The sequence below is a fragment of the Amycolatopsis sp. NPDC104775 genome, assembly GCF_055583325.1.
Genome location: NZ_JBVJOE010000004.1, coordinates 43,489 through 58,623 on the forward strand (window position 1 = coordinate 43,489; position 15,135 = coordinate 58,623).

Annotated in this window: 5 protein-coding genes and 1 pseudogene; all 6 read right to left on the minus strand. The window is 74.6% G+C overall.

The features are described 5' to 3' along the window. Window positions 1-371 precede the first annotated feature (371 nt). A pseudogene (locus ACZ63D_RS18915) lies at window positions 372-581 on the minus strand (MbtH family protein); the annotation flags it as partial. Next, window positions 578-1,891, minus strand: coding sequence for a hypothetical protein (locus tag ACZ63D_RS18920; RefSeq protein ID WP_465355615.1), 1,314 nt, complete (start codon window positions 1,889-1,891; stop codon window positions 578-580). The pseudogene ACZ63D_RS18915 and the gene ACZ63D_RS18920, both read right to left, overlap by 4 nt. Further along, on the minus strand, window positions 1,888-2,934 hold the full coding sequence (locus ACZ63D_RS18925) for a TauD/TfdA family dioxygenase (RefSeq protein WP_465355616.1): 1,047 nt from the start codon (window positions 2,932-2,934) through the stop codon (window positions 1,888-1,890). The genes ACZ63D_RS18920 and ACZ63D_RS18925 overlap by 4 nt, the downstream gene beginning before the upstream one ends. After that, window positions 2,931-5,495 carry an AMP-binding protein gene (locus tag ACZ63D_RS18930; RefSeq protein ID WP_465355617.1) on the minus strand — a complete coding sequence of 855 codons (2,565 nt, stop codon included), beginning with the start codon at window positions 5,493-5,495 and terminating at the stop codon, window positions 2,931-2,933. Before ACZ63D_RS18930 ends, ACZ63D_RS18925 begins: the two co-directional genes overlap by 4 nt. Continuing rightward, on the minus strand, window positions 5,492-13,267 hold the full coding sequence (locus tag ACZ63D_RS18935) for an amino acid adenylation domain-containing protein (RefSeq protein ID WP_465355618.1): 7,776 nt from the start codon (window positions 13,265-13,267) through the stop codon (window positions 5,492-5,494). Before ACZ63D_RS18935 ends, ACZ63D_RS18930 begins: the two co-directional genes overlap by 4 nt. Beyond that, window positions 13,260-15,134: an asparagine synthase (glutamine-hydrolyzing) gene (gene asnB / locus ACZ63D_RS18940; RefSeq protein ID WP_465356290.1), complete on the minus strand. Its 1,875-nt coding sequence runs from the start codon at window positions 15,132-15,134 to the stop codon at window positions 13,260-13,262. Before asnB ends, ACZ63D_RS18935 begins: the two co-directional genes overlap by 8 nt. Between the last annotated feature and the right edge of the window lies 1 nt (window position 15,135).

The following is a 15,135-nucleotide window of genomic DNA, read 5'->3' on the forward strand; positions in this document are numbered from 1 at the left end:
GGGCGGACCGCCAGGCTCCCCCGCCCGGCGAGGGTGGCCAGGTCGATCGAGGCGGCGCAGGTGACCGGGACGAAGTCCAGCTCCAGCACCCCGCTGAGGCGGATTTCCCCGGTGCCCGCGGCGAAATCCGCGCCGGAAAGCGCGCAGTCCTCCGCGACCAGTTCGACGCCGAGTTCCGTGCCGCCCTCGGTCCCGGGGAAGCGGAGGAAGACGAAGCCCCGTTCGACGGCCTCGCCGAGCGCGGCGGCGGTGCGATCCGGGCGGAGCGAGACCTCGACCGGATGGTCGCCGTCGGCGAGCCGCTCGACCAGCGACGGAACGCCCTCGTAGGGGTCTTCGGCCGCTTCTTCGGCCAATCCGTCCGGATGTTCGGCCATGAACCGGCGCAGGCTCAGCGGCCGCAGGTCGGTCCACACCTCGTCGATGTGGGACAGGCATTCCGCTCGGCTGCCGGTCTTGCCCTCGGCCGTCCAGCCGTCCGGGAGGTCCTGGTCGGCGGGCCAGATCGAGTACTGCTCTTCGGCGTTGAGCACGACGTGGTACGTGCGGTCGTCGGCCGTCTCGTCCGCGGGGTCGGTCATGGCGTCGCTCCTTCTCCTCGGGTGGCGCTTCGGCCGGCGGCACGGGGCAGCGGCGCCGCCGGGGTGGCGAGAACGTGGTCGAGGGCCTGGTCCAGCTGGCCGAGCAGCCGGTCCATCGCCGCATCGGGGATCGCGGGCCGGGCGTAGTCGAAAACGGCGACCATGTCGTCGCCGAGTTCGCCGAGGTGGACGTCGAGCAGCACGCCGTCGCCGGTTCCGGCGCGGGGGCCGCCCGCTGGGCCGAGCAGGTCGGCCTCGCGGAACAGTTCGACGGAAACCCCGAGCGGGCCCCTCTCCTCGTCGCCGCGCGCGCGGGTCCGGGCGCTGCGCGGCGGGTTACGGCAGAAGTGCACCGTGACGTTCCACAGTTCGGCGGTGCGCGAAGCGGCGAGCGCCGCGGTGCGCACGCCGTGCTCGACCAGTTGCCGGTAGGGCAGGTAGTGCACCACCGAGTCGAGGAAACCGGTCTGGGCGCGCGTCAGGACGTCGGAGAACACCGGGTCCGCCAAGCCGTCGAGATCGAGGCGGAAGGCCAGCCGGTCGGTGAGCGGGCCGACGACCTGGCCCAGCCCGAAGCAGTCGCGCAGGTCGAGCTCGCAGCCGAACCCGGAGCTGCCCGGCCTCCCCCGGGTGTGCAGGCACCAGGCGAGCAGCGCGACGAAAGCGATCGAACCGTTCGCGCCAAGCGGGCCGCTCGTGCCGGTCAGCGCGGTCCAGCGGTCCCCGGCGATGCGCAGCCGCCTGCGCCCGGCGGGGCCGGGGATGTCCGGGCCGCCGAAACCCCCGGCCCGGTAGCGCGGGAACTCCCGGTTCCACCACCGGCGGCGCGTCTCGTGCGCGCGGGCGGAGCCGACCGGGTCGAAGCCGGCCAGCTCGGTGTGGCGGCGGTAGGCACCGGCGCGGAACCGGCCGAAGTAGGCCTGCCAGACCGCCCCGAGCGCCGCGTACATCGAGCGGACGTCGAGCAGGTCCGACGCCGCGACCAGGCCGAGCACGTGCCGGTCCCCGGCCAGTCGCAGCCAGTGAAAACCGCGGGACGGCCGGGAATCCGCCGCCTCGCCGCGGTCGCGCGCGGCCAGCAGCGCGGCCACGCAGGCCATCTCCGGGTCTCCCGCCGGGAGGTCGTGCAGCAGAAGACCGGCCGGAGCGCCCGGTTCGGCGGACAGCAGCGCCGCGGACACCTCGCGCACCGCCGCGGCGAGCCGTTCGGTGTCGACCTTGCCCTCGACCTGGAGCGCGCGGACTTGGTGCCGCGGAGGCGCGGCGCCGTCCCGCGGCGGCCGCACCGGGGCCGGGCCGCCCGCCGTCACGAGCTCGCTCCGTCCCGCACCTCGGCCCAGGACAGCGGGCCGCCCATGGCGACCGCCACTTCACGCGTCCCCGTATAGGGCTCGCGGCCGTGCGCGGCGAGCAGATTGTCCACCACCAGGACGTCTCCCCGCTGCCACGGCGTCGCGACCAGCTCCGCGGCGTAGGCCGCGCGCACCTCGTCCACGATCTCGTCCGGGATCGGGGCGCCGTCGCCGTAGTAAGCGGCGGCCGGGAGATCCGCTTCGGCTACCTGTTTCCTGATCTCGGCGCCGACCTCGCCCGGCAGGCTGCTGGCGTGGAAGAAGACCGCGTGGTTGAACCACACTCGCTCCCCGGTGCCCGGATGCACGGCGATGGCGGGCCGGACCTGGCTGGTCCGCAACCGGTCGCCCGCGCCCCAGGCGAAGTCGATGCCGTGTTCGCGGCAGTGCCGTTCGGCCTGGGACCGCTGGCGGGTCTGGAAGGCCTCCTGCCACGACATGCCCAGGCCGGTCCCGTAATTGCGGACGTAGCGCACCCCGCGGCGCGCGAACCCGGCCAGCACCTCGGGCCGGATCCGGCCCAGCACCCGGCGGGTGTCGGCCAGCGGCGTGGCGCCGCCGGCGTCGGCGGCGCGCAGGCAGCAGAAGACCAGCCGGCGCGGGAACTCGCGCTGGTAGGAGTTTTCGTTGTGCAGCAGGATCGGCTGGTCCGCGGGATGGTCGGTCGCGGTGTAGATCCGGTCGCCGAGTTCGGTTCTCGGCGAGGACCGCTCCAGGTACGGACTCGGCGTTCCGGCGAGCGCGCGGAGAACCGCGCCGAACCCGCCGAGATCCACGCCGAACCCGCGGAACAGCACCGCGCCGTGCACCTCCAGCCACGCGCGCACGGTGTCGGCCGCCCCGGCGGCCCAGCGCCCGAGGTCGGTTCCGGATTCCCCGGCCAGCACCCGCAACGGCAGCGTCGCGCCGTCCGGCGGCCCGATCGGACGCACCTCGCCGACAGGCCCGCCCAGCGCCCGGCGCCGCAGTCCGGCCCGGGGCCCGCTCGCGCGCGGCGTCATGACCGCTCCCCGGTGTCCGCGCGGAGCCTGCCGGCGAGATCCGGGATCCGCCCGCTTCCGGCTCCCGCGGGCACTCCGCCGAGCAGGGCGTGCACGAACCGGTCGTCCGGGCGCAGCCGCAAGGGAGCGGCCAGTTCGGCGGGGTCGAGCGTCCCGATCGGGCAGAGTCCCAGGCCGTTTTCTCCCGCGACCGACATCAGCAGCTGCGTCATCGCGCCCGCTTCGAAGACCGAGAAGTCCCACGCCAGTTCGCCGTAGAGCGGGGTGATCGCGTCCATCCGGCTGATCAGGTAAAGCGCGAAGGCGGACTCCAGGAGCGCCGGGCGGTTGATCTCGGCGTGCGCGGCGGCGGGCACCCCGGCCCCGGACGCGACCGGCACGAGTTCCGCGCGGGCGGGATCGACGTAGTAGACGCCCGCGCCGAGGTCGCTCACCCGGCCGGGCGCGACGTCGAGGTACACGCCCAGCGGATACGCGCTGCCCGCCGAGGGATACCAGTATTTCGGCTCGCCCGCGTCCTCGGCGGTCCGCAGCGCGCCGAGCAGGACCGCGAGGTCCGGCAAGGCGACCGGCGCCGCCGAGAAATGCCGGTGGCTGCGGCGCACGCGCGCTCGGGGGTCCAACGAACCGCCCAGCGCGATCCCGGCCGTGCCCGCGTATTCCGCGCGGATGCCGGTGTGCGCGTCCTTGAACGCCTGGCGCTCCACCAGTCCGGTGAGCACCTCTCCGGCGGGCGGGCCTGCCGGTCGCGCATCGGCGACGGTGGCGAGATGCGGGCCGATCAGCACCGCGACCGACGGGAACCGGAGCAGTTCCTCGACCGCCACGCCGATCCCCAGTTCGTCCTCCACCACGGTGGCCAGCCGGACCAGCTCGACCGACGTCGCGCCGAGGTCGACGAGGTTCATGTCCGGCTCGATCCCGGTCACCCCGAGCACCCGGCAGGCGATCGCCGTCGCCGCGGCCAGCAGGTCCGCGTCGGCGCCCGCCGCCGGGACGGCTCGCGCGGGCGGCGGCGGAGCCGGGCTGTCCAGCGCGGCCAGCGCCGTCCGGTCCACGCGGCCGTCCGGGGTGAGCGGGAAAGCGTCGAGGATCTCGATCCGGCCGGGCAGCAGGTACGGGGAAACCTTGCGGCGCAACCGGTCGAGCAGTTCGGGCCCGGTGGCGTCCGCGCCGGGCCGCAGCCGGGCGAACCCGATCGACGTGCTCTCCCCGGCCGTCGTGACCACCGCGGCGGCGCGCACTCCGGGCAGCCCGGCCAGCGCCACCTCGGTGTCGTGGACGTGCAGCCGCCTGCCGTGCACCAGCAGCTGCGCCGACTCGTCGCCGACGATCTCCACCACGCCCTCCGGCAGCACCCGGCCGAACTGGGCGGTGCGCAGCAACGGCTCGCCGGTCTCCGGATGGGTGTGCGGGGTGGCCGCCGCCTCGGCGACGAGGCCGCCGTAGTGCACCTGCCCGGTGACCCAGGCCGGGCAGACCCCGCCGTTCTCGCCGAGCACGTGGATCCGCTGGTTGCGCATCGGCCTGCCGATCGGCACGGTGGGCGTTTCCGGCGCGGTCGCGGCCGGTTCGTGGCAGGCGGCCCACGGCCCGTGCTCCCCGGCGGCGGCCAGGTTCGCGACGACGAGGTCCGGCGCGGACAGCTCTCGCAGCCGCCGGACGAGCGAGCCGGGAAGCCGTTCCCCGCTCAGCAGCACCAGCCGCACCGGTGCCGGCAGCTGTTCCTCCAGCCGCTCCAGCTCGGTGACGAGGAGTTCGAGCAGCGTCGGCGTGGAATGCCACACGCTGATCCGTTCGCGCGCCAGCGTCTCCAGCCACGCGGCGGGCTCCCGCAGATCGATGTCCTCGCCGAAAACCAGCGCGGCTCCGGTCAGCAGCCCTAGGGCGGTCTCCAGAACACCCCGCCCGCTCGCGACCGGGGTCAGCGCGATCAGCCGGTCGGCCTCGCCGATCCCGAACCGGTCGGCCAGATCCGCCGCCACGTTCAGCAGATCGCGGTGCCGCAGCACGGTGCCGTCGCCGAGCACGCACGCGGCATCGCCTCCGCCTGGGCCGTCCGGCCCCGGAACGAACGACGCTTCTCCGGCAACGCCGTCGATCGCCACCGCGCCGACGTCGTCCGGCCAGCGGAGCCTGTCGAACAGCCACGATTGCGAGACGACGACCGCCGCGCCTTCCCGCTCGACCTGCCGCCACCGCACCGCTTGCGCCGCGCCGGGCTCCACCGGCGAGGCCACCGCGCCCGCGCGGAGGATGCCCAGCAAGCCGATCACCTGCCCGGCGCCCGGCTCCGCGCACAGCACGACCCGGTCCCCCGTCCGCACCGCCCGGCTCCGCACGGCGGCGGCCACCCGGTCGGCCGCCGAGAGCAGTTCGGCACGCGTCAGGCCGCGCGCCGGTCCCCGCGCGGCGAGAGCGCCGCCGTGCGCGCCGGCCAGCGCGGCGACCGCCTCCGGCACGGTCCCCGCCGGGACGTCGCCGGTCAGCTCGTTCATGCTCCGCAGCAGTTCCCGCTGGTCGTCGGGAAGCAGCGAAAGCCTCTGCTCGGCCATACTCATGCCGGGTCACCTCCAGATCGCACAGCCGTCGCGGCGACGTCGTCGAGTACCGTGTTGAACGCGTCGAACATGGTTTCCACCAGGCCGGGAGGGAACGCCTCCTCGACGAAATCCCAGGTGCAGACGAGCTTTCCGGCCTGCTCGCCGATCTGGTGGTCGAGCAGCACCTGCGGCGTCTGGCTTACCGCGTACACCGTCTCGGCCCGCCACGCCGGGGCGTCCGCGGCCGGGAGCGCGCCGTCGGAGAGCAAGGTGCTGGTGAAGACCACCGGCATGATCGCCTCGTCCCGCCGGGCCGGATCGCGGCGCAGCATCCGCAGCACCTCCACGCCGGTGACCAGCCGGTGCTCCAAGTCCCGCCAGAGCCGGTCCTGCAGCCGCCTCGCCCGTTCCGGGAACGGGGCGTCGCCCGAACCGTCCACCGCGAGCAGCGTGGTCGTGGTGAAATCGCCGACCAGCGCGTCCACTCCGGGGTGCAACGGCAACCGGTTGAACGTGGTGACGTTCAGCGTGAACCGCGGGCTGTCGCTCCAGACCGCGAGCACGTCGCTGAACGCGGTGCAGACCACCGCGGACGGGGTGAGCCCGGCCGCGGCGGCCCACTCGCGCACCGCGCGCCACGCTTCCGGCGCGAGTTCGGTGTGCAGGCGGCGGAAGCGCGGGCGGGCGAGGTCCTCCGGCCGGCGCAGAAGCGGCAGGCCCGGTGCGGCCGGCAGGTCGGCGAGCCGGGCCGCCCAGTAGCCGCGGTCCTGGCGGTGCCGGTCGCTGTCCTTGAGCCGCTCGACGCCCAGTACGTAGTCGCGGAAGGTGCAGCCGAGGTCGGGCAGGGCCGCGGCGGGATCGTGGTAGAGCGCCAGCAGTTCGCCGGTGAGGATCCGCGTGCTGTGCGCGTCGGCGATCAGCAGGTCGACGCTCAGGTGCAGCCGGGTGACGAGGTCGTCGACGCGGTGCGCCCGCAGGTCGAACAACGGCCACCGGGCGGCCTCGGGCACCTGGTGCGACATCTCCGCACGCACGGCGGCGAGCCGTTCGGCCGCGTCCCGCGGGGTCCGCCCGCGCAGATCCTCGACGGCGATCCGGTAGCCGGGGACGGAGGGCAGCACCTGCTGATAGCCGTCCCGCCGGACGACGGTGCGCAGCGCGTCGTGCCGGTCCACGAGCTGCCGCAGGGCTCGTTCCAGCCGGGCGAGGTCGAGGTCTTCGACGTCGAGTTCCAGATAGCTGTGCGTGGCCACGCCGCCGAGCCCGAGCCCGGTGCGGCGGCCCAGCCAGTACGCCTGCTGGAGATCGGTCAGCGGGAACGGTTCCGTGCGGTCTTCCGGGCACGGTGCCAGCGCCGCCGGGAGATCCTCCGCCGGGCCGGCGGCGGCCTGCGCCTCGGCCACCGCGGCGGCGAGCGCGGCGACGGTCGGATTGCCGAACAGCCGGGGCAGCCGGATCCGGACGCCCAGCGCCTCCTGGAGTTTCGAAATCAGCCGGATCGCTTCCAGGGAGGTGCCGCCGAGGGCGAAGAAGTCGTCGTCGGGACGGACGACCGGAACGGACAGCAATTCCGCCCAGATCGCGGCGAGCCGCTCGACCAGCCCGGCCGGCCGCGCCGGATCGGGCACGGCCGGCTCCGCGGTGGGCCGAGGCCGCCCGGGAGCGCGTTTCCGCAACGCGGAGCGGTCGACCTTTCCGTTGGCGGTCAAGGGGATCCGGTCCAGCCGCTCGAACCGGGACGGCACCAGGTAACCGGGCAGGAGGTCGCCGAGCCGCTCGCGCAGGACAGCCGGTTCCGGGGCCGGTTCGCCGTCCGGCACGAAGAAAGCGACCAGCCGCCGCTCTGTGCCCGGCTCCCCGGCCGCGACCACCGCGGCGGCGCGGATCCCCGGCAGACGCCGCACGGCCGCCTCGACTTCGCCGAGTTCGATCCGGTAGCCGCTGACCTTGACCTGCCCGTCCTCCCGGCCGAGGAATTCCAGGTTCCCGTCGGGGCGGTGCCGGGCGAGGTCGCCGGTCCGGTAGAGCCGCTCGCCGGTCCGGGGGTCCGCCGGGAACCGGAACGCCGTCTGCTCCTCGTCGCGCCAGTACCCGAGCGCCACGCCCCGGCCGCCGATGTAGAGCTCGCCGGCCACCCAGTCCGGAACCGGGTCCAGGCGCTCGTCGAGCACCCGGATCGACTGGCCGGGCATCGGCACGCCGTACGGGATGCTGGTCCAGTCGCGGCCGACCTCGCCGATGGGGTACCAGACCGACCAGATCGACCCCTCGGTCGCGCCGCCGAGGCCGAGCACCCGCGCGCCGGGGGCGAGCGCGCGGATCCGGTCCGGCAGCGCGGTCGGGATCCAGTCGCCCGACAGCAGCACCAGCCGGAGCGTGGCGAGGGCGTCCGGGGCCAGCGGACCGGCGTGGCCGGCGAGCACCTCGGCCAGCGCGGGCACCGAGTTCCACACGGTGATCCGCTCGCGGCGGACCAGATCCGCCCAATGCGCCGGTTCCCGCCGCCGCGCGTGCTCGGGCAGCACCACCGTGCCGCCGGCCGCCAGCAGTCCGAACAGGTCGTAGACAGCCAGGTCGAAGCTGAGCGAAGAGACCGCGAGGACCCGGTCGCGCGGCCCGATCCCGAAGCGCGCGTTGACCGCGTCCACAGTGCCGGCCGCGCCGCGATGGTCGATCATCACGCCCTTGGGTTCTCCGGTGGAGCCCGAGGTGAAGATGACGTACGCGAGGTCAGCGGGAGCGACGGGCGCCCGCGGCGGTTCGTCGGAGCCGTCGAGGTCCCCGGGCCGGTCGACCGCCACCACGCGCACGTCCGGCAGGTTCGGCAAGGCATCCTGGTCGGCTCGGGCCAGCACGGTGCGCAGTTCCCCGCGCGAGACCAGGTGGCGCAGCCGTTTTTCCGGCAAGTCGGGATCCAGCGGCAGGAATGCCATCCCGGCCTCCAGCACGCCGAGCACGGCGACCACCTGCTGCCAGCTCTTGGGAGCGGCGATCCCGACGAGCGTGTCCCGGCCGCCCCGGAGCAGGGTGCGCGCGACCCGATGCGCGCGGCGGGCCAGCTCGCCGTAGGTCATCCGGGTCTCGCCGTCGACCACCGCGACCCGGCCCGGGTGTTCCTCGGCGGTGCGGAACACCGGGTCGTGCAGGCAGCGCGGCGGAGCGGCGGGCGGCGCCGCGACCGCCGCGCGCACCGCCCGCTGCGCCTCGGGGAGGTCCGGCCGGCCGGGCCGGTCGGCGACCAGATCGGCGAGGAAGCGCTGGTACGCCTCGAACATCCCGTCGACCACTCCGGGACGGAACAGCTCGTCGACCGCGTCCCAGTTGAACACCAGCGCGCCGCGCTGTTCGCTGACCTGGTGGTCCAGGTGCACCTGCGGGGTCTGGGTGATCCCGTACTCCAGCTCGCCGAACACCGGGTCCTCGTCCGCGTTCTCCCCGGGCCCCACCGGCAGGTTCGAGGTGAACACCACCGGTGTGAGCGGCCCCGGCGGCCTGCCGTGGCGGCGGTTCCACTCCCGCGTCACCTCGACGCCGCTCGTCTGTGCGTGGTCCAGGTCGTCCCAGAGCAGCCGCTGCAGCGAGCGGGCCCGGTCCGCGAAGGACCCTTCGGCACGGTGGTCGACCTCGAGCACCGACAGCGACGTGAAATCGCCGACCAGCGCGCCGATTTCGGGGTGCACTGGTTCGCGCCGGAAGACGGTCAGCATCAGGCTGTAGTGCGCGCGTCTGCTCCATCGGGTGACGACCTCGGCGAAGGCAGCCAGCAGCAGAGCCGAGGGCGTGAGGCCGTGTCCGGCCGCGGCGGCCTTCAGCGCCGCCCAGTCCCGCGGTTCCAGCCGTCCCGAACGCCGGGTGAAACGGGGCCGGTCGATCGCCTCCGGCGCGGCGGCCATCGGCAGTTCCGGTCCGGCGGGCAAGCCGGCCAGCCGGTTTCGCCAGTACGCCAGCGCTTTCCGGTGCGCGGGCTCGCCGCGGCGGCGCTCGGCCGCCAGCACGTAGTCGCGGAAGGTCAGGCTCAGCGGCTCGGGCGCCCTCCGGCCGGCGTAGCGATCCGCCAGCTCGGTCATCACCAGGCCGAAGCTGTAGGCGTCGCAGATCAGCGCGTCCACGCTCAGGTGCACCAGCGCGGCGTCGCCGGGCAGCAGGGAGAGCCGGACCTCGAACAGCGGCCACCGATCGGCGGGCAGGACCTGGTGGGACAGCTCCTCGCGCCAGCCGGTCAGCCGCTCGCGCCGCCGGGATTCGGTGTCCGGCCGCAAGTCCTGGCAGGCGACCCGGTAACGCGGCACTCGCGCCAGCACCCGTTGCGTCCCGTCGCCGGAGACCACGGCGCGCAGCATCGGATGCCGGGCGATCACCTCGTTCAGCGCGGTCTCGAACCGGGCGGGATCGAGCCGGGTCGCGGTCAGCTCGAGGTAGGCGTGGGTGGCGACCTTGCCGAGCGCGAAGTCCGCGTCGCGGCCGGCCAGGTAGGCCCGCTGGATGTCGGTGAGCGGGAACGGCTCGTGCAGGGCGGCCGGATCCGGCGTCACCCGCGTCGTCTCCGGCGGTGCTGCCGCGCCCCGTTCCAGGCGCGCGGCCAGCCCGGCGGCCGTCGGCGCGGCGACGAGATCGCCGAGTCCCGCCTCGACGCCCAGCCGTTCGCGCAGCATCGTGGCCACGTGCGCGGCGAGCAGCGAGTGCCCGCCCAGCAGGAAGAAGTCGTCGGAGAGCGCCGGTCGCCCGGCGGCGGGAAGCACCTCGGCGAAGACGTCGAGCACCACGGCCTCGGTAGGCGTGACCGCTTCGTCGCGGGGGCGCTCCCCGGCGGTCCGGCCGGGACGGGGCAGCCGCAGGCGGTCTACCTTGCCGCTCGGGTTCAGCGGCAGCGCGGGAAGCGGCGTGACGGTGGCGGGCAGCGCGTACGCCGGAAGCTGGCTTCGCAGGAGGGATCCGAGGTCGGCAGGAATATCGGCCGCTGGCGCCACGTACGCGGCGAGCGCCGGGTCGCCGGTCACGTCGTGCTGGACGACGACCGCGGCTTCCCGGATGTCGGGGTGCCGCAGGAGCGCGAGCTCCACCTCCGCGGGTTCGACCCGGTGCCCCCGGATCTGCACCTGCGCGTCGAGCCTGCCGAGGTAGCCGAGCGTGCCCTCCGGCCGGCGGCGGGCCCCGTCGCCGGTGCGGAACCAGCGTTGTCCCGGAGCCGCTTTTCCCGGCACCGGAAGGAAACGTGCGGCGGTCTCGGCGGGACGGCGGTGGTAGCCGAGCGCCAGCCCGGCGCCGCCGACGTAGAGTTCGCCGGTTCCCAGAACGGGCGCCAGGTCGCCGTACGGGGCCAGCACCCGCGCGACCACTCCGTCGATGGCGGTGCCGATCGGGATCGCGGCCGGGTTGCCGCCGGGGCGCACTTCGTGCGCGGTCGCGTCCGCGGCGACTTCCGCGCACCCGTAGAGGTTGAGCAGCCGCCGTCCCGGCAGCCGGTGGTGGAACCGCTCGGCGAGTGCGGCGCCGAGAGTTTCGCCGCTGCTGACCCAGGTGTGCAGCCGGGGCAGCTCGCGCGAGAGCTCCGGCCGGTCGTCGAGGAGGATCCGCAGCAGCGCCGGCACGGTGACCAGCCGGGTCACCCGCCAGGCGGCGAGCGTGGCGACCAGCCGGGCCGGGTCCGCGGCGTCTTCGGCGTCCACCAGGATCAGCGGCACGCCGGACAGCAGCGGGCCGAAGACCTCCCAGACCGCGTCCACGAAGCCGGGTGCCGTCCGCGCCGCCCAGGCCTCCGCCTCTCCCGCCGGATAGGCGCGGCTCGCCCACCGGAACCGGTTCGCCAGGCCGCGGTGCGTGCCGAGCACGCCCTTGGGCTCGCCGGTCGAACCGGAGGTATAGACCAGGTAGGCCACCGAGTCTCGGTGCACGGGGCGGGAACGCCGGTGCGCGGGACCGTGCGCGAGGCGGACGGCCAGCTCCTCCATCAGCCACAATGGACTGTCCGCGGCAGAGCATTTGGCTCGGAGCGCGGCGGTGGTGAGCACGCCCGCGGGGCGCGCGTCGGCAAGGACGCGCCGCATCCGCTCCGCGGGCTGGTCCGGGTCGAGCGCCACGAACGCCGCACCGGCTTTCAGGATCGCGAGCATCGCCAGCACCGATTCGGCCGAACGCGGCAGGCAGCAGGCCACACGTTCTCCCGGGCGCACGCCGTGCTCGGCGAGCAGGCCGGCGAGGCGGTTCGCCCGCTCGTCCAGCGCCCGGCGAGTGACCGTGCGCGCGCCGTCGACGAGCGCGACCGCGTCCGGGGCGCGCTCGGCCTGGCGTTCGAACAGGGCGGGCACGCTCTCCGCGCGGTCCGCGGGCCACGCGGCCGGAGCAGCCGGTCCGGCCAGCAGTTCGGCGGCGGTCCGGCCGGCGTCCCGCACCGCGCCGGCGAGCACCGTGCGCAGGTGCCCGGCGAACAGCCGGATCGTCGTCTCGGCGAACAGATCGACGTCGTACTGGCAGGAGATCCGGACCCCGTCCTCCCGCTCCCAGATCTCCACGAGCAGGTCGAACTGCGCGGCGCCGAGTTCGACGTCGTCCTGCTCCGCGGTCAGGCCCGGCAGGTCGAGGGACGGATGCGGCTGCTGGGCCACGCAGAGCACGCGGACCGGCTGGTCGCCGCCGCCCGCTTCCCGGTGCAGTTCCAGCAGTTTCTCGTAGGGCAGTTCCTGGTGCGCCAGGCTCTGCCGCACCGATGCCCGCACCCCGGCCCAGATTTCCCGGAAGCCGCGGCCGTCCGCGACGGTCAGCCGCAGCAGCACGACATTGACGAAATAGCCGACGAGACGCTCGAATTCCGGCCGGTCGCGCCCGGACACGAGAGTGCCGACCGCGAGTTCGGACTGCCCGGTCGTCGCCCGCAGCACCACCGCCAGCGCGGCCAGCACCAGCATGAACAGCGAGCCGCCGGTCCGCTTCCGCAGTTCGCGGGCGGCGGCAGTGAGTTCCGGGCCGAGTTCGACGCTCAAGCCGGCGCCCCTCCCGCGGCGGGCCGCCGGACGCGCGTGGTCGGCCGGCAGCTCGGTGCGAGGCAGGCCGGCGAGCCGTTCGCGCCAGAACCCGGCCAGTTCCGCGAACTCCGGCCCCTCGGCCCGTTCTCGCTGCCGGGCGGCGTAGTCGCGGTAGCCGAGGCGCGGCGCCCGCAGGCGAACCGGCCGCCCGGAGGCGAGGTCGCGGTAGCAGGCGGAAAGATCCGCCGCGAGCACGCCGTTGGACCACCCGTCGGTGACGGCGTGGTGGACGGCCAGCAGGACCAGGTGGTCCTCCGGGCCGAGCCGGAACACCGCGGTCCGCAGCAACGGTGCCCGGCCCAGGTCGAATCCGCGCCGGCTTTCGGCGCGCACAAGCCGGGCGAGCAGCTCGCCGGCTTCGCTCAGGTGCGCGAGATCGACGACGCGGAACGGCACCTCGACCCGGGCGGCGACATCGCTGATCAACGTTCCGTCGTCCGCCTGGATCAGGCTGGTGCGCAGGGATTCCTGGCTCCGCACGACGGCTTCGACCGCCGCGCGCAACGCGACCACGTTCAGCGGGCCGCGCAGCCGCACCGCGGTGGCGTAGGTGTAGGCGTCCGGGGCGAGCTGGCCGAGCACCCACATCCGCTCCTGTCCGAAGGACGGCCGCGCGGGGCCTCCGGCGCCGGACAGTCCGTCCGCCGCCAGTCCCTCGCGCAGCGCCTGCTCGAACACGGCCCGGCCTTCCGGGGGCAGCGCGGCGATCCGCTGTTCCAAATCGGCGTCCGCCAGCCCGGCGAGCAGGTCGTCCACGCGCGGCTCAGTCATGGCCGGCTCCTACGGTCTGCCCGGTGTCGGCGATCATCCCGAATTCAGCGGTAAGCACGCTCGTCCCGGCTACCAGGTGCAGCAGGCGGTCGCTGCCCGCGCGCGGCCCGGTCAAAAGCCGCCGCACCGCCGCCGGTTCGAAGAACGGGTTGTCGCGCAAGGCCGAATCCGCGGTCAACTCCCGCACCAGGCCGTGCAGCCCGTCCTCGGGCGGGGCGAAGAAGCCGCGCTTGCCGCCTGAGTAGACCTCTTCGGACAGGTCTTCCCGCGCGGCTTCGCGGAGCACGTGCTTGGTGCGGCCTTCCGGCGCGTACCAAGAGAGGGCGGCGCTCCGGGCGACCGCGAACAGCTGGTGGTCGAAGAAAGGCAGCCGGACCTCGACCGCGTGCGCGGCGTCCAGGCGTTCGGCGGCGAGGATGTAGTTGGCCAGCCAGCTCTTGGCGAACAGGTACATCGACTGGTGCAGCGGCGCGCGCCCGGCGAGCTGGCCGCGCGCCTGGTCGATCAGCGGAGCGCAGGCGTCGGTCTCGTCGAGGAGCCGGGCGAACCCGGGACGCAGCAGAGCCCGCGCCGGGGCCTGCACGGCGAGGTACCGCTGGGTGATCCAGTTCGGCAGGAAGCCGAGCCGGTCCAGCACGGTGCGCAGCTGCCGCGGCGCGCCGAACTCGGCGAGCTTCCGGTAGCCCGCCCTGGCCCGTTCCCGCGCCGCCGGATCCCGGCTCAGCGCCAGATCCCGCTGGAACTGCGGGTATCCGGCGAACAGTTCGTCCCCGCCCTCCCCGGCGAGCGCGGCCTTGAAACCCCGGGCGCGGATCGCGGCGCTGTGCCGGAATCTCGCGACGCCGTGCGAGTTCTCCTGGACCATCTCCCCCGCCCGGAGCGTGGCGGCCAGGTCCTCGGCGAACGCCCCCGGATCGAGGTCGACGCGGTGGTTCGGCACGCCGAGCCGGGCCGCGGTGCGCGCCGCGACCTGGCTCTCGTCCAGCCCGGCGTCGGCGAAGCGGACAGTGAAGGAGGTGACCGCCGCGTGCCGGGAGGCCGCCGCGGCCATCGCCGAGGAGTCGATGCCGCCGCTGAGGTGGCAGGCCAGCGGCACGTCGGCGACCGTGCGCAGCCGCACGGCTTCGTCCAGCCCGGCCCGCACTTCGGCGACGTGCCCGGCCAGCGATCCCCCGGGGCGGGCCAGTTCCTCGGCCGCCGGGTAGTCCAGGTCCCAGTACCGGACGACGGCGACCCGGCCCGCGCTCGCCCGCAGATAGCAGCCGGGCGGGAGCTGGCGGACCCCGGCGAACAGCGTCCGGTCCGGCGGCAGCGCCAGCTGGAGGTGCGCGGCGAACGCGGCGAGGTCCCATTTCGCCGGAACACCGCAGGCCAGCAGCGCCTTGATTTCCGAAGCCAGATACAGCCTGCCGCCGAGCTGGGCGTAGTAGAGCGGTTTGACGCCGAACCGGTCGCGCGCCGCGAACAGTTCTCCGCGGCGTTCGTCCCACAGCGCGAAGGCGAACTCGCCGCGCAGTTCGGCCAGCGCGCGATGCCCGTCCCGCTGGTAGAGGCGCAGGGCGAGTTCGCTGTCGCCGCCGGTCCGGCAGGTGTGGCCGGTCCGGGCGAGTTCAGCGCGGATGCGCCGGTAGTCGTAGAACTCGCCGTTCGCCACGACCTGGATCTCTCCGGTTTCGTCGCCGATCGGCTGGGCGCTGCCCGCCGGGTCGACCACCGCGAGCCGGGTGTGCCCGAGCACGGCCCGCCCGGACGGCGCGGCCCAGACCCCGGATCCGTCCGGCCCCCGGGGCCGCAGCACCGCCATGGCCGGAGCCACGACGGAGGCCGCGAGGCCGCCGTCCGCGCACACGCCGACGATTCCGCACATC